Genomic DNA, 25,828 nt, shown 5'->3' with positions numbered 1-25,828 from the left:
TTGCGTGATCACGCCAATAAGAGAGCCCCACCTGCGACGAAGAGGCGCGGCGGCGGCTTAGCAAACTGTAACCCGGCATGATAGCTCGCGTAGCCCGCCCTGTCACTCGCCGCCTTGCGCGCACTTCGGCGCATCGAGCTGCTGCATCAGTCCCTTTATTACGGCATCCAGATCGCTCTGTGCACCGTCCACCACCATATCGGGAGCCTCGGGAACCTCGTACGAGCTTCCGATTCCGGACAAGTTTGGCAATTCGCCCTTTCGGGCCTTTTTGTACAGGCCTTTGGAATCGCGAGCTTCACATACTTCCAATGGCGTATTCACATAAACCTCGGTGAAATTATCTTCGCCGATTAGGTCTCGCGCCATCTGGCGTTCGCGACGAAATGGGGATATGAACGCTGTGATGACAACCAGCCCCGCATCCATCATCAGCTTCGCGACCTCTGCCACGCGTCTGATGTTTTCAACCCGCTCGGCGTCAGTAAATCCCAAATCCTTATTCAACCCCTGGCGCACATTATCACCGTCAAGCACATAAGTCCGCCGCCCCGCGTGATGCAAAGCGACCTCCAGTGCATTCGCGATGGTCGACTTTCCAGCGCCCGACAAACCTGTCAGCCAGATCACGCGCCCGCTGTGGCCGTTCATCAATTCGCGGTCCGTGCGCGTAACGGTGAGCGACTGCCGATGCACGTTCTGAGCCCGGCGTAGAGTGTGCCTGATAAGCCCGGCACCGACAGTTGCATTGGTGAGGCGATCGACCAGAATGAAGCCCCCGAGCGCCTTGGATTGGTCATACGTGTCAAAAACAACCGGCCGACTCAGCGCAACGTTGGCAACCGCAATATCGTTCAGGCTCAACGTCTTCCCGGGCTCTTTCGCCATCGTATTGACGTTCACATGATATTTGATCGACGTGATCGTCGCAGTGGCCCATTGCGTTGACAGTTTGATTTCATAGCTGCGGCCGACGAGACCTGCATCTTCGTTCAGCCAGATTACCGTCGCTTCAAATTGATCCGTCATCTCCAACGGGTTGTACGCCAAGGAAATGACGTCGCCGCGCGACACATCGATTTCTTTGTCCAGCGTGAGGGTTACGGCCTTGCCTCTCTCCGCTCTATCCAAGTTTCCGCCCATTGTCACGATGGCTGCCACCCGAGCCTTCTGGCCCGAACGGGTTACCCGGATTTCATCGCCAACCGACACCTCGCCCTCTTCGATCGTGCCGCAGAAGCCGCGGAACGCATCATTCGGGCGATTGACGAGTTGTACGGGGAAAGTGAACTTCGAATTTCGCCGCGGAGCAATGCTGACAGTTTCAAGGTACCCCAGCAGCGTAGGCCCGCGGTACCAAGGCGTATGCGACGATCTGGTTGTGATGTTGTCACCTCGCAAGGCGGAGAGCGGGATGGCGGAAATCTCATCGAACTGCAATTCCGCGGCAAATTTTCCGAACGATTCAGAAATTTCCTTGTAGATTGCTTCGTTGAATCCCACCACATCCATTTTATTGATTGCGAGAACCACATTGCGAATTCCCGTCAACGAAGCGAGATATGCATGTCGGCGGGTCTGCGTCAAAATGCCATGGCGTGCGTCCACCAAAATTACCGCCACATCCGCCATCGATGCGCCCGTAACCATATTGCGGGTGTACTGCTCATGCCCAGGGGTGTCGGCAACAATGAACTTGCGCAGCGCCGTCGAGAAAAAGCGATATGCGACATCGATCGTGATTCCTTGCTCACGTTCCGCGGCAAGTCCGTCAACCAGCAGGGCGAAGTCAATTTCATCTCCCTGAGTGCCGTACTTGCGCGATTCGTTCTGCAGAGCAATCAGCTGATCATCAAACAGCTGCTGCGCGTCCCACAACAGACGGCCAATTAACGTGCTCTTGCCGTCGTCAACACTGCCGCACGTGATGAAGCGCAGCAGGTCCTGATTATGTTGAGATGCGAGAAAGGACTCGATGCTATTCGTATCGGGTGCCGTCCCTTGAAGAGATTTCTTTGTACCCATTAGAAGTATCCTTCCTGCTTCTTCTTCTCCATGCTGGCGGTCGCGTCGGAATCGATCGCCCGCCCCTGGCGCTCCGAGCTTCGCGTGCCCAGCAACTCCATCATGATCTCCGGTAAAGACGAGGCCGACGACTCAACGGCGCCTGTGAGTGGATAACACCCTAAGGTGCGGAACCTGATCTGCGCTCTTTCTATTTTCTCGCCTTCGAGTAAACGCATCCGGTCATCGTCAACCATAATGATCATGCCATTGCGACGAACGACTGGCCGTTCTTTGGCGAAGTAGAGGGGCACCACCGGAATTTGCTCGCTATAGATGTAGTGCCAAATATCCATCTCCGTCCAGTTGGACAGAGGAAACACGCGGATGCTCTCCCCCGCTCCTTTTCGAGCGTTGTAGAGATTCCATAGTTCCGGTCGCTGGCTTTTCGGATCCCATCGATGGGTGCGCGTGCGAAAGGAAAAGATTCGCTCCTTGGCTCGCGATTTTTCCTCGTCGCGCCTCGCTCCTCCAAAAACGACATCGAACTTAAATTTATCAAGCGCCTGCTTCAAGCCCTCGGTTTTGGTTATATCGGTGTGCAGTGCCGACCCGTGATCAAAGGGATTGATGTTTTTTGCGATTGCTTCCGGATTAACGTGGACAAGAAGTTCCATGCCGCTCTCACGTGCCATCTGGTCACGGAACATGTACATCTCTCGGAACTTCCATCGGGTGTCGACGTGTAAGAGAGGAAACGGGGGAGGCGCGGGATAAAACGCTTTGCGCGCGAGATGCAGCATGACCGAGCTGTCCTTTCCCACCGAGTACAGCATGGCAGGATTGTCGGCTTCAGCGACAGCCTCTCGAATGATATGAATGCTCTCTGCTTCGAGTCGCAGAAGGTGCGGGGTAATTGCCGTGGCCACTGCCGTGTTGCGCGACTGCGCGGGCGGGATGACCGGCGGATACCCCAGCAGGCAAACATCGACGCCCGGAACATCGGGAAGGGCGCGGCACAGTGACACCAGTTTGTCGTGCGGGAAAACGACGAATGGCTTGCCGAAATAGCTTACCAGCGCGAGCAGTGCGTGCGTGATCGGGCTAACGCCCGACTTCTCTTTTGCACTGACGTTCACCCAGTATCGAGCGCCGCGAGCGTCGTTGAGACTCACGGTCAGAACATCCCGCCTGAGATCGACCAACCGAGCGAAAAGGATTAATTTGCGCTTGCTCCGCGCGACCTGCATCTCGTGCTCAACCACCAACGGAACCGGAGTCTGCCCGTTCTCGTCACGCAGATCGGCGGCCTGCAACGGTGGAGGCGCAATGCCCATTTCGTGCAACCGGCGCTCGGCGGTTCGCTTGGACTCTGCCTGCCCCTGCGCACGGAGAAGCTGAAACGCCGACTCGGTATCCCAGACACCCGGCTGGTCCATCCCGAAATGTTGTTCGCTCATCGTGGCGCCTTGTCGTAAAATGCAAATTATATGCTCTTGATCAAAAACGTCCATAACCAGAGAGCGAATTTCGGTCGATAATTCATTTTTATGCAAATCGCGACAAATTACACCCTTGCTGCGCTCCTGTCTCTCACTCGCGCTGCGGGGAACGCCATCATGGACATCTATGAAGCCGCGGCCGCAGGCGACAACTGCGAACTCGACGAAAAAGCCAATGGCGCCGGCCCGCTTACTCAGGCGGATCTGGCCGCCCATGCAATTCTTTCCGAAGGCTTGCTCGCCCTCGATAGATCAATTCCGGTCGTTTCGGAAGAGGATCCCGCTTCACATCCTCTTCGGCGCCCCACTGGCCATTTCTGGCTTATCGACCCCTTGGACGGCACGAAGGAATTCCTCGCTCGCACGGGCGAGTTCACCGTGAACGTCGCGTTGATCGAGGATGGTGTGCCTACGATTGGCATTGTCTTCGCGCCCGCACTTAACGAAATGTTCTGGGGGCAGCAAGGCAATGGCGCTTTCAAGGATGACGGCGTACGAGTGGCCTCCATCCGGAGTTCCCGTCCTCCTCTGCCCGACACCTTGCGCGTTGTCGCCAGCCGCAGCCATCTCGACGACGCAACACGAGCGTTCGTCTCACGGCTGGGGCCCCACACGCTTGTACAAGCGGGCAGCTCGATCAAATTCTGCCGAGTAGCGGAAGGGGCAGCGGATTTGTACCCGCGCTTCGGTCCAACCTGCGAATGGGATGTCGCGGCCGCGCAAGCCATTCTGGAATCGGCTGGCGGCGACATCACCGTTGCCGACGGCTCGCGCCTGCTGTACGGCAAGCCAAACGTGCTCAACCCAGCGTTCGTAGCGTGGGGCGCTTCGGCACGAGCCTTGTCAGTTCAATTGAATAGTGAAAACACCGGCATACAGGAGCCGAACGCATGACCTCGATCACCATTATTGGCGCGGGCTTTAGCGGCACCATGACCGCGGTCCATCTGCTGCGCAACGCCGCCCAACCGATAGAAATCAGGCTGATCGACAAGACCTCGTCACATATCGGACGAGGCACCGCCTACAGCGCGACCGTGCCGTGCCAGCTTCTGAACGTTCCCGCTAGCAACATGAGCGCATTCCCAGATGCGCCCGAGGATTTTCTGACTTGGGCCCGCGCTAGTGATCGCTTGCAGAAATATGCGCCCTGGGTCGGCGAGCTCTCAGCTTCCACCTTTCTCCCTCGTGCGTTGTACGGAGAGTACCTTTCCCACCTGCTTCGGAAGGAAGTAGAACGTTGCGCGGCAAATCACCGTATAGAGGTGATTAACGACGAGATCGTCGATCTGGAAACTACAGATGCCGGCGTAAGGGTTCAATCATTGAACCGCGGGTCATGGTTGTCCGACGCCTGCGTCCTGGCCGTGGGCAACTTTCCTCCTCAGCCCCCCGCGGAGTACCACATCGAAGTCGGCGATAGTGTCCGTTACCACTTCAGCCCGTGGGCGCCTGAGGTGCTGCCGACGCTAGCCGCAAGCACGAGCTGTCTGTTCATTGGATCGGGGCTCACCATGCTCGACCAGGTTACGGCCTTGTATGACCAGGGGTACACGGGTCTGATCCACGTTGTTTCGAGACGGGGATTCATGCCGAAGGAACACATCCCTTCGAAGCCCGCGCGGCTCACACACATATTGCCCTCGCCAGCAGGTCTTCGCGATCTGGTCCGTTGGATTCGAGATCGTATCGAATTAGAACAGGAAGCAGGAGGCGACTGGCGCTCCGTGATCGACGGCCTTCGGCCGAACTCTGCCCAAATCTGGCAGGGGCTGACCCTCCGGGACAAGAAGCGATTCCTGCAGCACGTCCGGCCGTACTGGGAGAACCACAGGCATCGCACCGCCGCTCCCGTACTATCGGCGTTCAAGCAAATGCTGGCCTCGGGGCAATTGACGCAGCACCGCGCGAGAATCGAAAACACGGCAATCGATGCAGCTTCAGGGGTACGCGTCACATTACGGAAACGCAATGGCGCACCACATGATGTCGTTGTCGAACACGTTGTTAACTGCACGGGCGCGGAAAGCAATTTCAAGTCATTGAGAAATCCCCTGACGAGTCGGCTTCTGAGCAGAGGACTCGTGACCGTGGACGAACTTGGCTTGGGGCTGGTCACCACGGCGTCTGGACAACTTATCGATTCCGGCGGCAAGGCTTCGGACCGTCTTTTCACACTGGGCCCGCCCATGAAGGGCCGCCTATGGGAGACCACTGCCGTGCCTGAGTTACGCGTTCAGGCCATGCAACTGGCTTCTCGACTTCTGTCTGCATTAAAGACGTCGGCCGTGCGGTGAGGGCAACCCACCACCCTAACGCCGTCGCACGGGCCCATTGCTGCCATGCCTATAGCGGTCACTTGGCGGCAACGACCCTACTCGTCAATTCACCCCCGCCGCGTGCGCCTGTTCATCCGCATGGTAAGAAGACCGCACCATCGCTCCCACCGCCGCATGCGAGAACCCCATCGCATACGCCTCACGCTCGAACATCGCGAACGTGTCCGGATGCACATACCGCAGCACCGGTAGGTGGTGTTCCGACGGCTGCAGATACTGACCGATCGTCAGCATGTCGACGTTGTGATCGCGCATGTCGCGCATCACCTGCAGGATTTCCTCGTCGGTTTCGCCCAGGCCCAGCATCAGGCCGGACTTGGTGGGCACTTCCGGGTGCAGCTTCTTGAACTCGGCCAGCAGCTTCAGCGAGTGCATGTAGTCCGAACCCGGACGTGCCTGCTTGTACAGGCGCGGCACGGTTTCCAGGTTGTGGTTCATGACGTCCGGGGGACCCGCGTTCAGGATGGTCAGCGCGCGGTCCAGGCGGCCGCGGAAGTCGGGGACCAGCACCTCGATGCGGGTGGTGGGCGACAGTTCGCGGATATGCGTGATGCAGTCGACGAAGTGGCCTGCGCCGCCGTCGCGCAGGTCGTCGCGGTCGACCGAGGTGATCACCACATACGACAGCTTCATGGCGGCGATGGTGCGCGCCAGGTTTTCGGGCTCTTTGGTGTCCAGCGGGTCGGGCCGGCCGTGGCCCACGTCACAGAACGGGCAGCGGCGCGTGCACTTGTCGCCCATGATCATGAACGTGGCGGTGCCCTTGCCGAAGCACTCGCCGATGTTCGGGCACGAGGCCTCTTCACAGACCGTGTGCAGGTTGTGTTCGCGCAGGATGCGCTTGATGTCGTAGAAGCGTGAACCGGGCGCGGCGGCCTTCACGCGGATCCATTCAGGCTTCTTCAGGCGCTCGGCCGGAATGATCTTGATGGGAATGCGCGCCGTCTTGGCCTGCGATTTCTGCTTTTGCGTCGGGTCGTAGACCGCCTCCGCGGGCGCGGCGGTGGATTCGTTCGAGGGCACAGGAGACTCGGCGAGCGTGGACATGGGACACCTTCGTGACCGGCGCGCAGAACGGCCGGGTCTGTGAGAAAACAGGCATTTTACCCTTCGCGGCCCGATCCGATGCGGGAACGTCCGGCGGCCCGGGGAACCGCTGCAGTATGTCCGGCGCCCCCAACAGCCCTGGGTTATCGTCTGGCCTGACGTATTTCCAGCCTTTGCCATGCCTTCCCTGCCCTTGCCCGCCCCAATCGCCGTGATTGCCGCCCGTCTCGATGCCGGCCCGACCGCCCGCGCTTTGCAGGCCTGCAGTGAACGCGTCGCGTCAGCGGGTTACTACCTGTCCGTCGGCCCCTGGCACGAGCCCGCCGGCCTCGCCCTGCTGGACGGGCTGCGACCGGCGGCGGCCCTGGTGATTGGTCCCGTAGACACGCCCGCCCTGCGCACCGCGCTCAGCGCGCTGGAGGTCCCCATCGTCGAAACCTGGATCGCCTGCCCGCAGACGCTGGACAGCGCGGTCGCCATCGACAACGCCGAAGCCGGCCGCATGGCGGCCCGGCATCTGGCCGAAAAGCGCCATCCGCGTGTCGCCTGCATCAGCGCCGACACGCCGTGGGAGCGTGCCCGCCGAGAGGGCTTCATCAGCAGCGCCGCCGCGTTGGGACTGGAGCTGGTTGCGGACATCGTCCAACCGGAAGTCCAGCACATGAACGACGGCCGCATGGCGTTCCTGCGCCTGTTGGCCACCAATACGATCTTCGATGCGGTGTTCTGCACGTCCGACCTGCTGGCGGCCGCCGCCGTGTCGGAGGCGCACAACCGCGATCTGCAGGTACCGCAGGATCTGGCGGTGCTGGGGTTCTCCGACGACGGCAGCGCGGTGCAGTGGGTGCAGGGCCTGACCACGCTGGGCGTGGACGCCGCCGAGCTGGGCCGGCGGGCCGGTCAGCTGTTGCTGGACCGGCTGGACGGCGAACGAGGCGCCGGGCAGCACGACATGTTGGAAGTGGTGTTCGATGCGCGCCTGAGCACCTGAGGCGCGTGAGGCTGGTCTACGCTTCGTAAAGCGCCGGAAAGCCGCAGTCCTGCAGCATGCCGTTGGCTTCCTTCAAAAATGCGGGCGTCGCGGTTTCCGGGACGCGGACCAGCCATTGCACGGCTTCCTCTTTCTTGCCTTGCAACAGCAGCATCCGACCCAGGTGGAACATGCCGCGGAAGTCGCCGCCCTCGGCGCAGCGCTGGTAGCAGTCGAACGCGCGTTCCAGGTCTTGCGGGACCACGTCGCCGGCCTCGTGATAACGGCCCACGACGCCGATCGACTTCACGTGGCCGGCCTGCGCGGCCTGCTGATACAGGGCCAACGCCGCAGCCTGGTTCTGCGTCACGCCGCCCCGGCCCGTGCGCAGCATATGGGCGTAGTTGTACAGCCCCCAATCCAGACCCGTGTCGGCGGCTCGGCGGAACCAGTACGCCGCGACCGTATCGTCGGCCGCCACGCCCCAGCCGTTTTCATAGCAGCGTCCCACCATGTTGATGGCCATGGGGTGATCAGCGTGCGCGGCACGCTTGAACCAGCCCAGTCCCTCCGCGGGCTGGCGCTCGACGCCCACGCCGTCCAGCAGCATCTGTCCGTAGATGGTCTGCGCCTCGGTCAGCCCCAGGTCGGCGGCGGCGCGGATCCATGCGGCGTATTCCTCTGGCGGTCCGGATTCGCGCAGACGGGCAAGCTGTTCGGGCGTGGTGGCGGCGACCTCGGCCGCGGTGTAGGTCTTCAATTTGTGTTCCTTCGGCGTTGCCAGGCGTGCGCAAGATTCTGCGCCAGCGCATCGCCCGTCTCGGTGGGCGTGCGCCGCACCCCACAGGCCGCCATGTCGACGGTGCGCAAGCCTTCGTAGCCACAGGGATTGATGCCCAGGAACGGCGCCAGATCCATCTCGACGTTCAGCGACACGCCATGGTACGCACGGCCGTTGCGGATCTTGATGCCCAGCGCGGCGATCTTGGCCAGCTCGCCGCCTTCGGGATGCGGCACATAGACGCCCGGCGCGCCGGGCTTGCGACAGGCCCCGTCCACACCCAACTGCTCGAGCGTGTCGATGACGGCCGATTCCAGCAGCGCCACGTATTCTTTCACGTACATGTCGGCGCGGCGCAGGTCGAACAGCGCGTAGGCCATGACCTGGCCGGGGCCGTGATAAGTCACCTGGCCGCCGCGGTCGCAATGCACGATGGGAATGTTGCCGGGATTGAGCACGTGTTCCGGCAGGCCCGCCTGGCCCAGCGTGTAGATCGGCGGATGCTCGCACAGCCAGATTTCATCCGGCGTGTTGTCGTCGCGCTGGCTGGTGTACGCCTGCATGTCCTGCCAGACCGGCAGATAGTCCGCCGGTCGCGCGAGCCACTTGATCACAGCGGTCTTGCCTTACAGGACGATGGACACCATGGGGTGGCCGTGCAGCGCCCGGTACAGCGCATCCAGTTGCTCGCGCGAGGTGGCGCGCACCGTGAAGGTCAGGCCGAGGTAGTTGCCGCCCTTGCTGGCGCGCATTTCCACCGTCGCGGCGTCGAACCCGGGATCGAACTGCAGCACGACCTCGGTCAGCGTCTGCGCAAACTCGGGATGCTGCTTGCCCATGACCTTGATGGGAAAGTCGCTGGGATATTCGATTAAAGAATCTTCGGGCGGAATGTTCATGATGTGCCTAAAAAGAGTTGCCCCTGAATGTTCTTATATGGGGGCAAGCGGCGTGCCGGCAAGTGCCGGCGGGCGCCGTTGGGGCGGGCGGCCGGCCCGCATGCATTGCACGCAGGCCGCCCCGCGCCAGGACTACAGCGCGGCGATGCGGGCATCATAACCCGCACGCAATTGCTCAAAAACAGGGCCGGGCTTGCCCGTACCCACGGGTTTGCCGTCCAGCGACACGATGGCCAGCACTTCCTTGGTAGCGGACGACAGCATCAGCTCGTCGGCCTGCTCCACCTCTTCTTGCGAGATCCGGCGCGACTCGAACGGGATGCCGGCCTCGGCGGCCAGTTCGCCCATCAGGCCGTAGCGGATGCCTTCGAGGATCAGGTTGTTCTTGGGCGGGGCCAGCAGCTTGCCGCCGGAGACCACCCAGATATTGGTGGACGCGCCTTCCGTCAGGTAGCCGTCGCGGAACTGCAGGACCTCGTCGACGTGGGCGTCCACGGCCTGCTGCTTGGCCAGCACGTTGCCCAGCAAGGACACGGACTTGATCTCGCAGTGCAGCCAGCGCTCGTCGGGGATGCTGATGGCGGACAGGCCTTGTTCGCGCTGCGCGGCGGGCGGCGGGGACCAGGGCGCGATCATGCCGAACACTGTGGGCGTGACGGCCGGCATGGGGAACGGATGGTCGCGCTTGGCAACGCCGCGCGTCACCTGCAGGTAGACGATGCAGGTGTCGAGGTTCGAGCGGTCGAGCAGCTGCTGGATCAGGTCGATCCACCCGCTGCGGTCGAACGACGGCGCGATGCGCAAGGCAGCCAGGCTGCGATCAAGGCGGTCGAGGTGTTCGGCCATGCGAAACGCATTGCCTTGGTACACGGGGACGACTTCGTAGATGCCATCGCCGAAAATGAAGCCGCGGTCCAGGACGGAGACCTTGGCCTCGTCCACGCGCAGGAATTCACCGTTGAGATACACCTGGCTTTCGCCCGGCACGCCCGGAATCATGAGGCACTCCTGAATTTGAAATGGAACAGGGACGAGCCGCGCGGCTCGCCCCCGAAGAATGCAAAACGGGCGTTTCGCGCACGAAACGCCCGCTGCTAGCTTACACCCGCGGCTGCGGCCGCGGGGCGCCGATTTACTGGAACCAGCGCTTGACGGTGTCGACCATGCGGCCAAAGAAGCCGGCACGTTCGACAGCGTCCTGCACCACCAGCGGTTCGGTGCGCAGCACCTTGCCGTCCAGCGTGAATTGCAGCGTGCCGACCTGCTGGCCCTTGGCCAGCGGGGCGATGAGCGGATCGGTGCGCTGCGCGACCGGCTTCAATTCACCCGCCTTGCCGCGCGGCACGGCGATGGACACCGGGTTGGGCGGACCGAGCTTGACGTTTTCGGCGGTGCCTTCCCAGACGCGGGCGTCGATGCCGGGCTGGCTCTTGTCGAACAGCTTGACCGTGTCGAAGTTCTGGAAGCTCCAGTTCAGGAGCTTGAGGCTTTCTTCGGCGCGCGTCGCTTCGCTATCGGTGCCCACCACGACCACCAGGATGCGGCGATCCCCGCGCACGGCCGTCGACACCAGGCAGTAGCCGGCCGAATCCGTGTGACCGGTCTTCATGCCGTCCACCGACGGGTCGGCCCACAGCAGGCGGTTGCGGTTGGGCTGCGTGATCTTGTTGTAGGTGTAGCTCTTTTGCTTGTAGTAGTGGAAGAAGTCCGGGTGATCGGTGATCAGGTGCGCAGACAGCGTGGCCAGATCGCGCGTGGAGGTCATGTGCTGAGGATCGGGCAGACCCGTGGCATTCATGAAGTGCGTGTTCTTCATGCCCAGGCGATCGGCCTCCTGGTTCATCAGCGCGGCAAAGGCGGACTCGCTGCCGCCCACCGCTTCGGCCAGCGCCACCGAGGCGTCGTTGCCCGACTGCACGATCATGCCCTGGTTCAGTTCGTCCACCGTGACCGGCTTGCGCGGTTCGATGAACATGCGCGAGCCGCCCGTGCGCCAGGCGTGCTCGGACACCGGCACGGTCTGCTCGAGCGTCAGGCGCTTTTCTTCCAGTGCGTTGAACACGACGTAGGCCGTCATGATCTTGGTGAGCGAGGCCGGCTCGACCTTCATGTCGGGATTCGAAGCGGCCAGCGTCTGGCCGCTGTTCACATCGACGACGATCCAGGCCTTGGCCGCGATGGTGGGCGCCGGCACGGCCGAGACGTCGCCGACGGGCACCGCGCCGGTCGGCGACGGAGCCGGTGCCGTCGCGGCCGGCGCGGCGGCGGGTGCGGCTGGCGCCTGCTGCGCCCAAGCTGGCAGGGAGGCCGCCAGCATCGCTGACAACACCGCGCCTGAAATGATGCGACGGGTAAAGACAACGGGGGATTGAGCGGAGTGAGGCAATTTCTTCATCGGCAACGTGGGTCCAGGAATGACGCCCGCCGGCGCGGGGCAAGTGGCTGACAATTATAGGCAGTCGATCAGACCCATCCCGGCCGCGTGGGGTTCCCTGCGCGCCTAAAACATGCAACCTGATGCAACCTGCGAACTGCCGGGAGGCCGGATCAGTCCAGCGCAACCTTCAAACGGGCCTGCACCAGCTGGCGCAGCACGAGCAGCTTGCCGTGGAAGAAATGCGACGCGCCCGGCACCACCACCACCGGGATCGAGCGCGGCCGCGCCCAGTCCATGGCTTCAGATAGCGGCACCACTTCGTCTTCTTCGCCGTGCACCATCAGCGTGTCGTCCGGCACCTGCACCTCGTGCGACTGGAAGCGGTTGACGGCCGGCCCCATCAGCATCAGCGCTGACGGCAGCACGGCCTCGCCCGCATCGGCCAGCGCGGCGTAGGTTTGCGCGGCGACGGCGGTGCCGAACGAAAAGCCCGCCAGCACCCACGGCGCCTGCGCCAGTTCGGGATGCAGTTCGCGCATCTGCTTAACCACGGCCAGCATGTCCTGCGTTTCGCCGACGGATTTGTCGAACGTGCCTTCCGATTGGCCGACGCCGCGGAAGTTGGGGCGCACCGCCACCAGGCCGTGCTGCACGCAGGCGCGCGACAGGGTCGTGACCACCTTGTTCTCGCGCGCGCCGCCCTGCAGCGGATGCGGATGCAGCACCAGCGCCCAGCCGCGCGGCGTGTCGGCGGGCCAGTCGATGGCGCAATCGATGCGGCCGGCGGCGCCGGTGAAAGCGTGGGTTTCAGTGCGTGCGGACATGGCGGAACTCAACGTGCGGAAAAAAGAAACGATGTTAACCGCCCGGCCCGCCCGGCGAAATGCCGGTTGACCGCAACCGGCGCGCAGCGGCGCGAGCCGACGCTCACTTTCCGCGCGAGGCGGCTGCGGCGGGCGGCCGCAAGGTGGCGGCAAGCCATTGCGCGAGCTGGTCGCTCGCCTCGTCGGTGGCCTGGCGCAGCGCCGCGACGCCCCCTTCGGCATCCTGCGTGGGCGCGGGCGAGGCCACCAGAATGCGCTTCTGGTCCACGACGTTGCGCCCATCCAGCAGCACCGCCTGCAGCAGGACGCGCCCCTGGCTCGACTGGCCGTCTTCGGAGAAAACCTGCTCGAACTGCGCCAGCGAGACCTGCAACTGCGGCGTCTGCAACGTGACGCGGTCGCTCAGCACCGCGCCTTGACCCGACAGGCGATCGGTGATGCGCTGCCGGACGAGGTCCGCGGGCGACGCGGCCCAGCGGTACGTGGCATAGGAACGCGGCGCGGCGCTGTCGCCCACGCGCCAGATCATGCCGGTGTCGGTCAGACCGGGGGCCGACTGGAACGTCAGTGCGATCGGATCGCGGGCCGGCAAAGCGGGCACGGGCCGCGCATCCAGCCCCAGGTCGAACAGCGTGGGCGGCGCGTCCACGCGGCCGATGCCGCATCCGGCAAGGGCCAGGGTCAGAATCAGAATGGCGCTGCGCATCTTCATGAGGTCTATCTCCGGAATCCGGCAAAACCGGGTTCGCCGGGTCCCGGCGCGATGGGCGGGGGACCGAACAGGAACGATTGCGGCGTGTTGTCCACACGGCGCAGGGTGATGGCGGCGCCGCGCGCGGCCGTGCTGACGTCGTTCGCCATGGTGGTGAAGGCCGGCAGGGTCTCGCCATCCAGCCGCGCGGCGGCCAGGGCGATGTCGTTCAGGCTGCGCGTGGCCACCGCCAGCGGGCCGTCTGGCGCATTCAGGCGCGCCAGCGACTGGCGGGCCTGCTGGGCCAGATCGCCGATCTCACGCGCGGCGCGATCGGCCTGGCGCGAGGTGCTGTTCAGCGAATCCATCAGCGGACCCAGCTTGGCCAGCGTGGGCGCGAGGTCGCGGCTGGCTTCCTTCAGGGACAGCGAGATGTCGTTGGCATTCTGCAGGCTGGCCGTGAGCGCCTGCACGTTCTGTTCGCTCAGCACGCGCTTCAATTGTTCGGTCGCGACTTCGACGTTGGAGATCAACTGGTCGCCACGCTTCTCGATGCGGTCCAGAAAGCCCGGGCGCAGCGGAATGGCTGCCGGATGCTCGGCGGTGGAGGTCAGGCGCTTGAGCGACGAGCCGTCGTCGCGCAGGTCCACGTTGGCCATGCCGGTCACGCCCTGCACGCCAAGTTCCGCCCACGTCGATTCGGTGATCGGCGTGTTGGGCGCCACGCCGATGCGGATGCGCACCTGCCCGGGCTTGTTGGGATTGAGCGCCAAGGACTGCACGCGGCCCACGGGCACGCCCTGGTAGCGCACCGCCGACTGTGGATTCAGGCCCGTGACGGCCGTGGCCGAAATGATTTCGTATGGCTGCAGTTGCGTCCGGTCGCGGCCGATCCAGATGGCCGTCAGCGTCGCGGCAGCCAGCAGGACCAGCGTGAAGATACCGGCCATGAGCGCATGACTACGGTTTTCCATGGTGCATTCCCTTCGGTGCCAGGTCTCCCAGCGCGCGCAGACCGCGCTCGCCCAGGAAGAATGTATGTATGAACGGGTGATCGAACTTCAGGACTTCAGGCACCGTGTCGCAAATGATCACCCGCTTCTCGGCCAGCACGGCCACGCGCGTGGCCAGCGCCAGCAGCGTGTCCAGGTCGTGCGTCACCATGACGACGGTAAAGCCAAGCTGCCGGTGCAGGCTGCGCACCAGGTCCACGAATTCGTCGGACCGCAGCGGATCGAGCCCGGCCGTGGGCTCATCAAGGAACAGCAATTCCGGGTCCAGCGATAGCGCGCGCGCCAGCGCCACGCGTTTGACCATGCCGCCCGACAGGTCCGACGGGCGCTTGTCCGCATCGCGCGACGACAGGCCTACCATGGCCAACCGGCACATGACGACGTCGCGCACCAGGTCTTCCGGCACCGTGCGCAGTTCGCGCAGCGGCAGCGCCACATTGTCGAACACCGACAGCGCCGAGAACAGCGCCCCCGCCTGAAACAGCATGCCCCAGCGGTATGACAGGCGCCGGCGCTCTCCCGCGGTCAATTCCGACAGCGTGTGACCCAGCACCTTCACGGTGCCCGCCGCCGGCACGTCCAGTCCGATGATCTGTCGAAGCAGCACCGTCTTGCCCGTGCCCGAACCGCCGACCAGCACCAGGATTTCGCCCGGAAACACCGTCAGGTCCAGATTGTCGTGCACGACATGGTCGCCAAACGCGGTTCGCAGGCCGCGCACGGTAATGACCGGCTCGACGGTCACGCCCTCTTCGGTGAACAGCCGATTCTGCGTGGCGTTGTTCATCAGATGCCCACCGAACTGAAAATGACCGCGTACACCGCATCCAGCAGAATCACGCCCGTGATCGACGTAACCACCGACGTAGTGGTGCCGCGGCCGAGGCTTTCGGTGTTGGGCTGGATGCGCAGGCCGAAATGGCAGGCGATGAGCGCAATCAGGATGCCGAAAGTCACGCCCTTCAACATGCCGATCCAGTAATTGGTCAGTGTGATCGCATCGGGCAGCGACTGCAGGAACCACTGCGCGGACACGCCCAGTTGCGCCTGCGCCGCCAGCATGCCGCCCAGCAGCGCCATCGCGCTGGTCCACAGCACCAGCAGCGGCATCGTGATCGCCAGCGCCACCACGCGCGGCAGGATCAGCCGCTGGCCGTGCGAAATGCCCATGACCAGCATGGCGTCCAGTTCCTGTGTGACCCGCATCACGCCGATCTGCGCCGTGATCGCAGACCCCGAACGCCCGGCCACCAGAATGGCCGCCAGCACGGGGCCCAGCTCACGCACGATGGACACGCCCAGAAGACGCACGATGAAGCGGTCGGCGCCAAACATCTGAAGCTGCTGCGCCGACAGGTAGGACAGCACCACACCAATAAGAAAGCCCACCAGCGCCGTGATGCCCAGCGCCTGCGCGCCGGTCCGGTACACCTGCGCGGAAATCTCGCGCCACGGGCCCAGCCAGGGCCGGCGCAGCATGGCGCCCACGTCCAGCACCAGCTGGCCCAGCATGATGAGCAGCGCCTTGCCGTTCTCGGCGGCCCGCAGGATCGCACCGCCCGTGGCGCGCACCCATGTCCAGGTTTCGGGCTTGGCGGCGGGCGCGGGCGTCTCGCCCTTGTTCATTGCCAGCGCGTTGAAGACGTCCTGCTGCCCCGCGCCCCAGCGCACGCGCTCGGGCAGCTTTTCACCCCACGCCTGCCAGATGATCAGCGCGCCGATCGTGTCCAGCCGGTGAATCGCGTGCATGTCCCAGCGCGCGCCTTCCTTGGCCGCCCGCGCGAGCGCCGCGCGTCTGCGTTCCACTTCGCCCGACTCGGCCAGCGCCAGGACGCTCCAATCGCCGCCGACGTGGCAGACCCCGCCTTCATGGCGGAAAGGCGCGGCAGCGGTCGCAAGCAATGCGGAATGCGGCATGTCGTCGGGGTGCGGATGCAAAAATGTATCGCCAATCATAAACGCAGGGGGGCTACGGCCGCGAGCGCGGCCCGCGTGCCCTACAATCGCGGCCATGCCCGCCCCCGTTTGCCCCATCAACCTACCCGCCCCGGAAATACTTGCCCGGACGCTGGCGCAGCGCCTGCCCGCCTTCCAGGACGTCACCTGGACCGGCAGCACCGGATCGACCAATGCCGACCTGCTCGCGCGCGCGCGCACCGGTACCGGCGCGGGCAAGCCCTGGCTGCTGGGCACGCATCAGCAGGACGCCGGCCGCGGCCGCGCGGGCCGCCCGTGGCAGAACCGCTCGGGCTCCACACTGATGTTCTCGTGCGCCTTTGACGTGCACCTGCCCGCCATGCAGCTGGCGGCACTATCGCCGCTTGCCGGCGTGGCCGCCTGCGAAGCGCTGCGCACCGTCGCCGGGCCGGGTTCGCATGGCCTGTGCATGAAATGGCCCAACGACATTCAATGGCACGACGCCAAGCTGGCGGGCATCCTTGTCGAGACCACCCGCAATCCGGGCGGCCGCGACACCGGCTACACCGTGGTGATCGGCATGGGCGTCAATCTTGCCGATGCGGCCGAACTGTCGCTGGCGCTGGGCCGCGAGATTGCGGACTGGACGCAGGTGCAGGCCGGCGCAGAGCGCGCCGCCGTGGCCGCAGACCTGATCTGCGCCAGCGCCGCGGCGTGGCACGAGGCGGTCCGCACGCTGGAACGCGACGGCTTCGGCGCATTCCGGCCGCGTTTCGACCAGGTGGACGCGCTCGCGGGCCGCAAGGTGAACGTGCTGGACAAGGGCGCTATTCTTTTAAGCGGCACCGCCTGTGGCGTGGACGAGCATGGCCGCCTGCTGGTGCAAACGCCCGAGGGCGCCACACCGATCTCGGTCGGTGAAATTTCGATTCGACGCCAAGCATGATTATTCTCATCGACTCCGGCAACAGCCGCCTCAAAGTGGGTTGGCTGGACGCCACCAATCCGGACATGCCGCGCGAGCCCGCGGCCGTCGCCTTCGACGGCCTGGACCTGAACGCGCTGGATGACTGGCTTGCCGCCCTGCCCCGGCCGCCGCGGCGCGCGCTGGGCGTGAATGTCGCTGGCGCGGCCCGCGGCGACGCCATCGCGGCCATCCTGCAAAAGCACGGCTGCACCGTCAACTGGTCGCCTTCGCAGGCAACGACGCTCGGCTTGGTCAACAGCTATCGCACGCCCACGCAACTGGGCGCCGACCGCTGGGCCTCGCTGCTCGGCGTGCTGTCGCGCCTGCCCGGCACGCACCCGCCGTTCGTGCTGGCCAGCTTCGGCACCGCCACCACCATCGACACCGTCGGACCGGACAACGTCTTTGCGGGCGGCCTGATCCTGCCCGGCCCGGCCATGATGCGCACGTCGCTTGCCCACGGCACGGCCAACCTGCCCATCGCCAACGGCCAGGTCGTGCCCTATCCCACGGACACGCACGATGCCATCGCCTCCGGCATCGCCGCTGCGCAGGCCGGCGCGGTCGTGCGCCAATGGCTGGCTGGCCGCCAGCGCTACGGCCAGACCCCGCAGATCTACGCGGCCGGCGGCGGCTGGCCCGAAGTCCACCAGGAAATCGAACGGCTGCTGGCCGACGCGGGCGGGGCTTTCGGCGCCACGCCGGTTCCCGTTTACCTGGACCACCCGGTCCTGGACGGATTGGCCGCTGTAGCGCGCGCCACCTTGAACACCACTCCCTGACGAAGGTCCGGCATGCGCGTGCTCTTCATCCTGATCCTGTTGGCGAATCTGGGCGTCTATGCGCTGGGACAAGGCTGGCTGGGCGCCCGGCCCGAAGACGAAGGCCGCGATGGGCGGCGGTTCAGCCAGGAATTGAATCCGGGCGCGGTGACGTTGGCGCCGCGTAAAACGCCTTAACGGCCTGGCGCCGCTCCGTCCAGCCAGGGTCCCAACGCATCCATCGTCCGTCCGGTGGCGCCCGCATGCTGGTCGAACCAAGCCCGCGCGGCCTTGCTCGCCAGATGCCTGCGCGGCGTGTCCCGCAGCAGCGCGATTGCCGCGTCCACCGCCTGCGCCGGATCTTCAGCGCGCAGCGCGGCGCCGGCCTCGATGGCATCTTCCGCCGCCTGCTTGAAATTGAACGTGTGCGGCCCGACGATGACGGGCACGCCCGCCGCGCAGGCTTCGATCAGGTTCTGGCCACCCAGCGGCGCAAAGCTGCCCGCCACGATCGCCACATCCGAAGCTGCGTAATAAAACGCCATCTCGCCCAGCGAATCCCCAAGCAGCACGGCGGCGTCCGGTGGCGCAAGCGTGCCTTCCGAACGGCGCACAAAACCGACTTTCGCGTCCGACAGCAGGCGCGCAGCTTCGTCAAAGCGCTGGGGATGACGTGGGATCAACAAAAAAAGCGGCGCGCCCGGCGCTGCGGCCTGACGTTTGATCGCCTCGATGAACGGCGCGTCCTCGCCCTCGCGCGTGCTGGCGACCGCAACGACCTGGCGTCCGAGCTGTGCCCGCCACGCGCGTCCCGCCTCTACCTGAGCAGGCGGCAGCACCAGATCGAACTTGAGATTGCCGGTCACGACGGCCGCCGGCGCACCCGCCTCGGCGAGCCGCCCGGCATCTTCCGCCGTCTGCGCCAACACCATGTCCAGCCCGGCCAGGGCCTCGCGCATCACGCGGCCCATCCGGCGCGCCTGGCGCAGCGACGACGCGGAATAACGCGCGCTGACCAGCGCCATGGGCACCCGCGCCTGCCGCGCGGCGGCCAGCAGGTTCGGCCAGATCTCGCGTTCCATCAAGAGGCCGCAGCGCGGCCGGTGCGCCGCCAGGAAGCGGCGGGTCGCGCCCGGAAAATCGTAGGGCAGCCAGGCCTGCCGCAGTTGCCCCCGCGCGATGGCATCCTTGAACAGGCGCTCGCCCTCCGCGCGGCCGGTCGCCGTCGTGTGCGTGAGCAACACCGGCAGGCCGCGCGCCAGCAGTGCGTTCAAGAGCGGCAGCGCGGCTCGCGTCTCGCCCAGACTGACGGCATGCATCCAGACCGGGTTGTCCGGCAGCACGGTGGCCGGATCAGGGCGCCCAAAGCGTTCGGGAGAGAAGATTTCCCAGCGGCCCCCGGCGCGCTTGGCGCGGCGGGCCATCCATAGCCAGATCAACGGCGCGAGCGCCCGAAGCCCCAGCGTGTAGACGCCGCGGTTCATGTCACTGGGCGGCGAGCGCCTGCTCGACCGACGCCATGACAGCCTCGCGCGACGGCGAGGCGCCGCGGTCGCCCAGGCTGGCGGTGTAGTTGGACCCGACCAGGGGGGTGCGCACGGGCGTCGAGGCCCGGTAGATGCCGATCGTGGGACGGCCCAGCGCGGCTGAGAGGTGCGTCAGGCCGCTGTCCAGGCCCACCATCAGGCGGGCGCCGGCCAGCAGCTTGGCCACGGCGGACAGATCCATGCGGGGCATGACCTCGGCCCCCTCCATGCCGGCCACCAGCAGTTGGGCGCGCTCGGCTTCCTGTTCGTTGCCGGCCAGCAGCTTCAGCGTGCAGCCGGCCTCGCGCAGGCGGCGGAACACCACGCGCCAGTCTTCCTCGGGCCACAGTTTGTCGTCACGGCTGGCCGACGGCATGATCACCGCATAGCCGCGGTCAGTGTCCAGATGATGCAGCCGCGGCAGCTCGGCGGCGTTCAGACCGCCGCTGCCGACTTCGACGACCGGCTCGGGCGCCTGGGTCGCCTGGCGCGCGAACGCCTGCAAGCCAAAATCGGGCAAGCCGGCGTGCTGATAGCCGAACGTCAGCCCGGCCAGCTTGCGCTGGCGGATCACCGCGGGCTGCCAGAATTCGACGCGATGACGCACGTTGTAGAACAGCGAGGCCAGCGGCTCGCGCGCGGACCGCCAGTCCAGCCCATGCTTGACGCCCTGCGTCTGACGCACCAGCCACGCCGATTTCAGCAAGGCCTGCATGTCCAGAACCACGTCGTAGCGCACGGCGCGCAGGCGTTCGCGCAGCGCGCGCCGCTCGGCCCGCACCTGGGCGGACCACCACGACTTGCGCCAGCGCCGATGCGCGACCTTGATGATGTCATTGACGGCGGGATGCCACGACGGGATCTCGGCGAAGGCTTCCTCGACGACCCAGTCGATCTGCGCGTCCGGCACGTGCCGGGCGATATCCGTGATCGCAGGCAGCATGTGGACGAGGTCGCCCAGGGAGGACGTGCGAACGATGAGAATTCGTGTGGGCATGGACAAGGATTGGTGCAGGGAGCCGCGCTCGACCCGATGAGAGCAGACACCGATCAACGCAGCCGGAACTTTACATCAACAATGGCAATTGCTGCGCACGCCCAGCGCATCCTTTGTCGTGCCGTTCCGGGCAAGCTGGGGCAGAACACCAAATCGGGATTATGACCGCTTCTTTTTCTTCAAGATCATCCACTTTGGCATTCGGAACAAAACCAGGCGGCGGTACAACACGACATACGTCGTCGAGAAAATACCCGTAAACAGCATCAGCAGCCAGGGATTCTGCCAAAAAAGCACCGCGGGGATAACTGCCAGCGACGAGAGCAGCCACAGGTACGGCGACGTCATTGAATTACGTTGCGTCTGATGCCGCATTTCACGCGAACCGATGGCCCAGCGGACCAGGCGTTTGTAGATCAGCATATGCAAGTGCACGCCATCCGGCGCGCCTGGCGAGCGCCCTCGGAGGAATTTCTTGCGGTAGATGGAGAAGAGCGTCTCGAACACCGGATAGATGCACAACAGCAGGGGGAACCAGGCGGAGACGTAGGGATGCCGCGCGAGCATCAACACGGACAGTTCACCGATGATGAATCCGAGAAGATATGCGCCACCATCACCAAGGAAAATATGGCCGTGCGGAAAATTCCAGACCAGGAAGCCGATGACGGCGCCCAAGGTGCTCAGGGCAACAATCAGAAGGAAGCGGTCACCCAGGTAAAACGATACGTACGCAAAACCTGCCAATATCATTGCGGACACCACGGCGGCCAGGCCGTTATATCCGTCGATAATATTTATCGCATTGGCGGCGCCGCCGATGGCGACGGAAGTAAATACCAGCGAAATCACCCCGAACTGCAGCAGCCAGTCCAAGCCGATAATGTCGACACGCGTCACTTCAGCGCCCAGTAGATAAAACGCTGCAGCACCCGAGAGCATCGCAAGTCCCAGCCGGACAAGCACGCGCACCCGTTTCGTCAGGTCCTCGGCAAACCCGCCCAGAAAAGCAGGCATGCCTGCCGCGATCAACAGAACAAAACTCGGAAGCACATCGGGTTCGCGCACGGCGACCAATGCACAGGTCACACCGGAAGCAACGAGCAGGGACAAGCCACCGATGCGCGGCACTGGGGCCGCATGGTACTTCTGCACTCCTTCCAGGTCGTGATCGGCCGTCAGACCAAGGTGCCAGGAGCGGTAGCGAACGATCAGCAAGGTCGAAATGAGCGAAACCAGGAACGCTACGAGTACGTACAGCATGGAAGGGCGCCTAAAAAGTTAGGCGGATTGTAGCGTCAGACGCATTTGTGTAATGAACATAAGATCGGCAGGTTTACAAATGGACGGATCCGTTGTTCCAAAAATCAAATGGGGCACGCATCGACAACAGCCAAACGGCTAAACTGCGGACCTTTTCCGAACGGCAAGAAAAGTTCGGATGATGATTCCGGTCATCCGCTGCCTCGATTCCAGCATCAAGACGTATTCTCGAAAATATGCATCCTTTCAAGCCCGCTGAACACGCAAGCCTGCTGCAACTGCCCGAATGGAAGGCATTTTCCGAAGCCGTCCTGGAAGGCGCGTTTTGCACTGACGCGCTGCGCCTCGTGCAGGCTGCCGACCTGACCGTTGACTTGAGCGCGCATGTCGACTCGCCCGCCGCGCGGCAGGCCGGCGCCGCCCTGCTCCACGCACGCGGCTTCGACACCGCGCGCAAGGCCTTGCTGGCGGGCGAGCCTGTCAACATGACCGAGGATCGGGCTGCGTGGCACACGATGCTGCGCGCGCGTCAGCCTATCGCGGAAGTCGCCCACGAACACCAGCGCGTGCGCGACTTCGTGCAGGACGCCGATGCGCACGGCAAATGGAAGTCCATCATCCATATCGGCATCGGCGGCAGCGACTGGGGCGTGCGCCTGGCCACAGACGCGTGCGGTGGCTACGGCTGCCGCCGTGACCTCAAGTTCGTCGCCAATATCGATGGCCACGCCATCGAGGACGCAGTCCTGGGCATGGACCCCCATGAAACGCTCGTGGTGGTGACGTCCAAGTCGTTCACGACGGCCGAGACGCTGGCAAACCTGCGGCGCGCGGTGCAGTGGCTGGCCGATGCGGGCATAGAGAATCCTTACGAACAGGTGGTCGCCATCACTGCCAAGCCGGCGGCGGCGGCCAAGATCGGCATTCCCGAAAACCAGACCTTCCAATTCTGGGACTGGGTGGGCGGCCGCTACTCGCTTTGGTCGGCGGTCGGCCTGCCGGTTGCGCTGGCCGTGGGCCTGGACGTGATCGAGGGCATCCGCGCCGGCGCCGCCGCGATGGACGATCACTTCGCCCAGGCTGACATCGCCGACAACGCCCCGGTGCAGCTCGCGCTGGCCGGCATCGCCAACCGCAGCGTGCTCGGCTACGGCTCACTGAGCATTGCCGCCTACGACGCCCGCCTGCAATACCTGGCCCCCTATCTGCAGCAGCTCGACATGGAGTCGCTCGGCAAGTCCGTGGATATTGCCGGCCGGCCTGTGGGCGTGCCCACCGGTCCTTCGGTGTGGGGCATGCCGGGCACGGACGGGCAGCACACGTTCTTCCAGTGGCTGCACCAAGGCACGGACGGCGCGGCGGTCGATTTCATCATGTGCCGCGAAGCCGACCATCAATGGGTCGAGGAACACGCCATGCTGCTGGCCAATTGCCTCGCGCAGCGCCAGACGTTGCTGCGGGGCACATCGATCGACGCGGATGAGGCGGCGCTGAAGGCGCAAGGTATGCCGGAAGCCGATGCGCAATGGCTTGCCCGCCACCGCCACCATCAGGGCGGCCGGCCCTCGACGTTGATCGTGCTTCCACGCCTGACGCCCGAGGCGCTCGGCGCCTTGCTCGCGCTTTACGAGCACAAGGTCTTCGTGCAAGCGCTGGTCTGGGGCATCAACCCTTTCGACCAATGGGGTGTCGAAGCCGGCAAGAAGATGGCCAGCGGCATCCTGCGCGAACTCCATGGCGAACCGCAGGCGCCGTCGCACGACCAATCGACTCGGCACTGGATCTCGCTGCTGGCAGGCGACCGGCAGGACCGCGACAGCCACGAGTGACGGCTTGGCCCGGCAGGGTTTTGTCCCCGAGATAGCCAAACCCGCCTTTTGGGCACAGAATGCACATAAAGCGTTTCTACAAGGAGACAGCCATGCGCATTGCCGATGCCCAATGGATTCCTTCGACGCAGCACCAGACATGGGATGCGTTGACCGACCCGCGAGTGTTACAGAAATGCATTCCCGGGTGTGTCGAAGTCGCCATGCGCAGCCCGACCGAATATGCGGTCACGCTGCGCGCCAAGATCGCCGGCATCGACACCGACTACGAAGGCGAGATCCTGCTCTCCGACATGAACGCCCCCGACAGCTGCACGCTGGTGTTCGAAGGCAAGGGGCGCGCCGCCTGCTTGGCGATCGGCACGGCGCAGGTCAACCTGACCACCAAGGACCAGGGCACCCGCGTGGCCTACACGGTGGCTGGCATGGCGGGCGGCAAGCTGGGCGAATGCGGAGAAGGCGTTCTCTTGAAGGCCGGCGAGAAGATCATCGAGAAGTTCTTCGCTTCCTTCATCGACCACATGGCGGCACAGCCGCGGATCGCGCCCCCTCCCCCGCCTCCCGAACCAGAAGCGCGCGGCCTTTCGAATTCACGCTGGTCCTGGATGCTGGTCGTGCTGGTCATCGCGGTTTTCTGGGGATACCACACGTTTTACAAGTGATAACCCTAGGGTGCCGGTGATATCCTTGACGGCATGAATCCGCCGCCGACGCCCCCGCAGCCAGCCACTGATCCCACACGCTCACGACGGGACCTGCTGATGGCGATGGCAGGCGTGTCGGCCACCGTGGTGCTTGCCGCCCTGGATTCCACCATCATCAGCACCACCCTGCCGCGCGTGGCCGAGGCGCTGAACGGCATGGCGCTCTACGCCTGGGTCGGCACGGGCTATCTGCTGGCCACTGCGGCCTCCATCCTGATCTTCGGCCGGCTGGGCGACATGTTCGGCCGCAAGCCCTTGATGCTGGTGTCGGTGCTGATCATCGCGCTGGGCTCCATCGCCTGTGGCCTGGCGCAGTCCATGACCCAACTCATCGTGTTCCGCACCCTGCAGGGGGTGGGCGGCGGCATGATGATCGCCACGGCATTCGCCGCGCCGGCGGATCTGTTTCCCGACGCCAAGCAGCGGGTCAGATGGATGGCGCTGGTGTCCGCGGCCTTTGCCATGGCCAGCGGCATCGGCCCGGTGCTCGGCGGGGCGGCCACGCAGGCGTTGGGGTGGCGCGCTGCGTTCTTCATCACGCCGATCGCGGCCGCGGCCGCCTTCTTCCTGTTGGCCCGTTATTTCCCGCGCATCCGGCCCATTCACGATGGCAGCCGCAAGATCGACTGGGTGGGCGCCATTCTGCTCGTGCTGGCCGTGGGCGCGCCGCTGGCCGCGCTGGAGCTTGCTTTCGCCAGCGGCGAACACGCGCACCCGATCCTCGGCCTGACGCTGGCGCTGGTCGGCGCTGCCGCCATTGCCATCCTGATTCCGACCGAACGCCGCGTGAAGTCGCCGATCTTCCCGCTGCGCGTGCTGTCCGGCCGCGACCCGCGCCTCTTGAACGTGGCAGCAATGATGGTGGGCGCGGTGATGTTCATCCTGATCTTCTACAGCCCGCTGCTGTTGCAGCAGGTGCTGGGCTACACGCCAAGCCAGGCGGGCCTGCTGCTGACGCCGCTGGTGGCCGCGATCTCGGTCGGCAGCATCATCAACGGCCGCATGTTTCCCAAGCAGACCGAGCCGCAGCGGCTGATGGTGTTCGGCGGCGGCCTGCTGGCCGCGGGTTCGCTGATGGTGCTGCTGATTTCACCGGGCACGTCGGCGTGGTGGATCCTGTCCGCCTTTTTCGTCAACGGCTGCGCACTGGGCTTTCTGTTGCCCAACCTGACGCTCTTCATGCAGATGCTGAGCGAGCGGCGCGACGTGGGCGTGGCCTCGGCGCTGGTGCAGACCACGCGCGCCATCGGCAGCGCGCTGGGCACTGCCGTGGTCGGCATTCTGATTTCGCACAGCACGGTGCTTTCCGGCGTGCGGACCGGGCTGATCCTGTGTATCGTCCTGTCCCTGACCTGCGCGCTGCTGGCGCACCGGGTGAAGATGAAGAATCTGGTCACGAACCGGAAATAAGGCGTAC

25 protein-coding genes are annotated in these 25,828 nt (G+C 64.7%); 9 read left to right on the top strand and 16 right to left on the bottom strand.

The window, feature by feature from the left end; all coding sequences use genetic code 11:
* Positions 1–102: 102 nt before the first annotated feature.
* The gene (gene cysN, locus B3098_RS03935; RefSeq protein WP_286891871.1) at positions 103–2,025 is read right to left on the bottom strand and encodes a sulfate adenylyltransferase subunit CysN; all 1,923 of its coding nucleotides are present in this window, start codon (positions 2,023–2,025) and stop codon (positions 103–105) included.
* Positions 2,025–2,963: a sulfate adenylyltransferase subunit CysD gene (gene cysD / locus B3098_RS03930; RefSeq protein ID WP_414631260.1), complete on the bottom strand. Its 939-nt coding sequence runs from the start codon at positions 2,961–2,963 to the stop codon at positions 2,025–2,027. The genes cysN and cysD overlap by 1 nt, the downstream gene beginning before the upstream one ends.
* A 591-nt stretch (positions 2,964–3,554) precedes the next feature.
* On the opposite strand from cysD, the gene cysQ reads away from it, so the two are divergent.
* Complete coding sequence (gene cysQ, locus B3098_RS03925) at positions 3,555–4,400, top strand: 3'(2'),5'-bisphosphate nucleotidase CysQ (RefSeq protein ID WP_286891869.1); 846 nt, start codon at positions 3,555–3,557, stop codon at positions 4,398–4,400.
* Complete coding sequence (locus tag B3098_RS03920) at positions 4,397–5,803, top strand: FAD/NAD(P)-binding protein (RefSeq protein ID WP_286891867.1); 1,407 nt, start codon at positions 4,397–4,399, stop codon at positions 5,801–5,803. The genes cysQ and B3098_RS03920 overlap by 4 nt, the downstream gene beginning before the upstream one ends.
* An 84-nt stretch (positions 5,804–5,887) precedes the next feature.
* Here the strand turns inward: B3098_RS03920 and lipA are convergent, their stop codons facing one another.
* Positions 5,888–6,892 carry a lipoyl synthase gene (lipA, locus tag B3098_RS03915; protein ID WP_175136877.1) on the bottom strand — a complete coding sequence of 335 codons (1,005 nt, stop codon included), beginning with the start codon at positions 6,890–6,892 and terminating at the stop codon, positions 5,888–5,890.
* Between the two features lie 178 nt (positions 6,893–7,070).
* On the opposite strand from lipA, the gene B3098_RS03910 reads away from it, so the two are divergent.
* Positions 7,071–7,883, top strand: coding sequence for a substrate-binding domain-containing protein (locus tag B3098_RS03910; protein ID WP_175185900.1), 813 nt, complete (start codon positions 7,071–7,073; stop codon positions 7,881–7,883).
* Between the two features lie 16 nt (positions 7,884–7,899).
* On the opposite strand, the gene B3098_RS03905 is transcribed toward B3098_RS03910, so the two are convergent.
* The 10 genes from B3098_RS03905 to B3098_RS03860 all read right to left on the bottom strand — a co-directional run bounded on the left by B3098_RS03905 (position 7,900) and on the right by B3098_RS03860 (position 16,364).
* Positions 7,900–8,622: a tetratricopeptide repeat protein gene (locus B3098_RS03905; RefSeq protein WP_286891865.1), complete on the bottom strand. Its 723-nt coding sequence runs from the start codon at positions 8,620–8,622 to the stop codon at positions 7,900–7,902.
* On the bottom strand, positions 8,619–9,257 hold the full coding sequence (lipB, locus tag B3098_RS03900; protein ID WP_279971587.1) for a lipoyl(octanoyl) transferase LipB: 639 nt from the start codon (positions 9,255–9,257) through the stop codon (positions 8,619–8,621). Before lipB ends, B3098_RS03905 begins: the two co-directional genes overlap by 4 nt.
* Before the next feature lie 12 nt (positions 9,258–9,269).
* Positions 9,270–9,545, bottom strand: a complete 276-nt coding sequence (locus B3098_RS03895; RefSeq protein WP_286892168.1) for a YbeD family protein — start codon at positions 9,543–9,545, stop codon at positions 9,270–9,272.
* A gap of 129 nt (positions 9,546–9,674) precedes the next feature.
* Positions 9,675–10,541 carry a D-amino acid aminotransferase gene (locus B3098_RS03890; protein ID WP_286891861.1) on the bottom strand — a complete coding sequence of 289 codons (867 nt, stop codon included), beginning with the start codon at positions 10,539–10,541 and terminating at the stop codon, positions 9,675–9,677.
* 133 nt (positions 10,542–10,674) lie between these two features.
* A complete protein-coding gene (locus B3098_RS03885; RefSeq protein ID WP_175124881.1) occupies positions 10,675–11,937 on the bottom strand; it encodes a D-alanyl-D-alanine carboxypeptidase family protein in 1,263 nt (420 codons plus the stop codon).
* A gap of 152 nt (positions 11,938–12,089) precedes the next feature.
* Complete coding sequence (locus B3098_RS03880; RefSeq protein WP_286891859.1) at positions 12,090–12,743, bottom strand: alpha/beta hydrolase; 654 nt, start codon at positions 12,741–12,743, stop codon at positions 12,090–12,092.
* Between the two features lie 103 nt (positions 12,744–12,846).
* Positions 12,847–13,455: an ABC-type transport auxiliary lipoprotein family protein gene (locus B3098_RS03875; protein ID WP_286891857.1), complete on the bottom strand. Its 609-nt coding sequence runs from the start codon at positions 13,453–13,455 to the stop codon at positions 12,847–12,849.
* A gap of 5 nt (positions 13,456–13,460) precedes the next feature.
* A complete protein-coding gene (locus B3098_RS03870) occupies positions 13,461–14,408 on the bottom strand; it encodes an MlaD family protein (protein ID WP_175124878.1) in 948 nt (315 codons plus the stop codon).
* Positions 14,395–15,234: an ABC transporter ATP-binding protein gene (locus tag B3098_RS03865; protein ID WP_175124877.1), complete on the bottom strand. Its 840-nt coding sequence runs from the start codon at positions 15,232–15,234 to the stop codon at positions 14,395–14,397. Before B3098_RS03865 ends, B3098_RS03870 begins: the two co-directional genes overlap by 14 nt.
* Positions 15,234–16,364 (bottom strand): MlaE family ABC transporter permease, encoded by a 1,131-nt coding sequence (locus B3098_RS03860; RefSeq protein ID WP_175185921.1) that lies wholly within the window; start codon positions 16,362–16,364, stop codon positions 15,234–15,236. Before B3098_RS03860 ends, B3098_RS03865 begins: the two co-directional genes overlap by 1 nt.
* 94 nt (positions 16,365–16,458) lie before the next feature.
* Here B3098_RS03860 and B3098_RS03855 point away from each other — a divergent pair, with 94 nt between their 5' ends.
* Genes B3098_RS03855 through B3098_RS03845 form a run of 3 tightly spaced genes read left to right on the top strand, consistent with a single transcriptional unit; the run spans position 16,459 to position 18,290 of the window.
* A complete protein-coding gene (locus tag B3098_RS03855) occupies positions 16,459–17,310 on the top strand; it encodes a biotin--[acetyl-CoA-carboxylase] ligase (RefSeq protein WP_286891855.1) in 852 nt (283 codons plus the stop codon).
* On the top strand, positions 17,307–18,113 hold the full coding sequence (locus B3098_RS03850) for a type III pantothenate kinase (RefSeq protein WP_286891854.1): 807 nt from the start codon (positions 17,307–17,309) through the stop codon (positions 18,111–18,113). The genes B3098_RS03855 and B3098_RS03850 overlap by 4 nt, the downstream gene beginning before the upstream one ends.
* A 12-nt stretch (positions 18,114–18,125) precedes the next feature.
* Positions 18,126–18,290 (top strand): hypothetical protein, encoded by a 165-nt coding sequence (locus B3098_RS03845; protein WP_175124874.1) that lies wholly within the window; start codon positions 18,126–18,128, stop codon positions 18,288–18,290.
* Here the strand turns inward: B3098_RS03845 and B3098_RS03840 are convergent.
* From B3098_RS03840 to B3098_RS03830, 3 genes are all read right to left on the bottom strand, one after another.
* The gene (locus tag B3098_RS03840) at positions 18,287–19,576 is read right to left on the bottom strand and encodes a 3-deoxy-D-manno-octulosonic acid transferase (RefSeq protein WP_286891852.1); all 1,290 of its coding nucleotides are present in this window, start codon (positions 19,574–19,576) and stop codon (positions 18,287–18,289) included. The two genes, B3098_RS03845 and B3098_RS03840, sit on opposite strands and share 4 nt — an antisense overlap.
* 1 nt (position 19,577) lies before the next feature.
* The gene (waaC, locus tag B3098_RS03835) at positions 19,578–20,615 is read right to left on the bottom strand and encodes a lipopolysaccharide heptosyltransferase I (RefSeq protein WP_286891851.1); all 1,038 of its coding nucleotides are present in this window, start codon (positions 20,613–20,615) and stop codon (positions 19,578–19,580) included.
* A 159-nt stretch (positions 20,616–20,774) separates the two neighbouring features.
* The gene (locus B3098_RS03830) at positions 20,775–21,878 is read right to left on the bottom strand and encodes an MraY family glycosyltransferase (protein WP_286891849.1); all 1,104 of its coding nucleotides are present in this window, start codon (positions 21,876–21,878) and stop codon (positions 20,775–20,777) included.
* A gap of 236 nt (positions 21,879–22,114) precedes the next feature.
* Here B3098_RS03830 and pgi point away from each other — a divergent pair, with 236 nt between their 5' ends.
* From pgi to B3098_RS03815, 3 genes are all read left to right on the top strand, one after another.
* A complete protein-coding gene (gene pgi, locus B3098_RS03825; RefSeq protein WP_286891848.1) occupies positions 22,115–23,707 on the top strand; it encodes a glucose-6-phosphate isomerase in 1,593 nt (530 codons plus the stop codon).
* Positions 23,708–23,799: 92 nt separating this feature from the next.
* Complete coding sequence (locus B3098_RS03820) at positions 23,800–24,369, top strand: SRPBCC family protein (protein ID WP_175124869.1); 570 nt, start codon at positions 23,800–23,802, stop codon at positions 24,367–24,369.
* Between the two features lie 99 nt (positions 24,370–24,468).
* Positions 24,469–25,821: an MFS transporter gene (locus B3098_RS03815; RefSeq protein WP_279971572.1), complete on the top strand. Its 1,353-nt coding sequence runs from the start codon at positions 24,469–24,471 to the stop codon at positions 25,819–25,821.
* Positions 25,822–25,828 lie beyond the last annotated feature (7 nt).

Origin of the sequence: Achromobacter sp. UBA2119 (assembly GCF_002331005.1) — a bacterium.
GTDB lineage: Bacteria > Pseudomonadota > Gammaproteobacteria > Burkholderiales > Burkholderiaceae_B > Achromobacter > Achromobacter animicus.
This window is presented reverse-complemented; position numbering and strand designations above follow the sequence as displayed.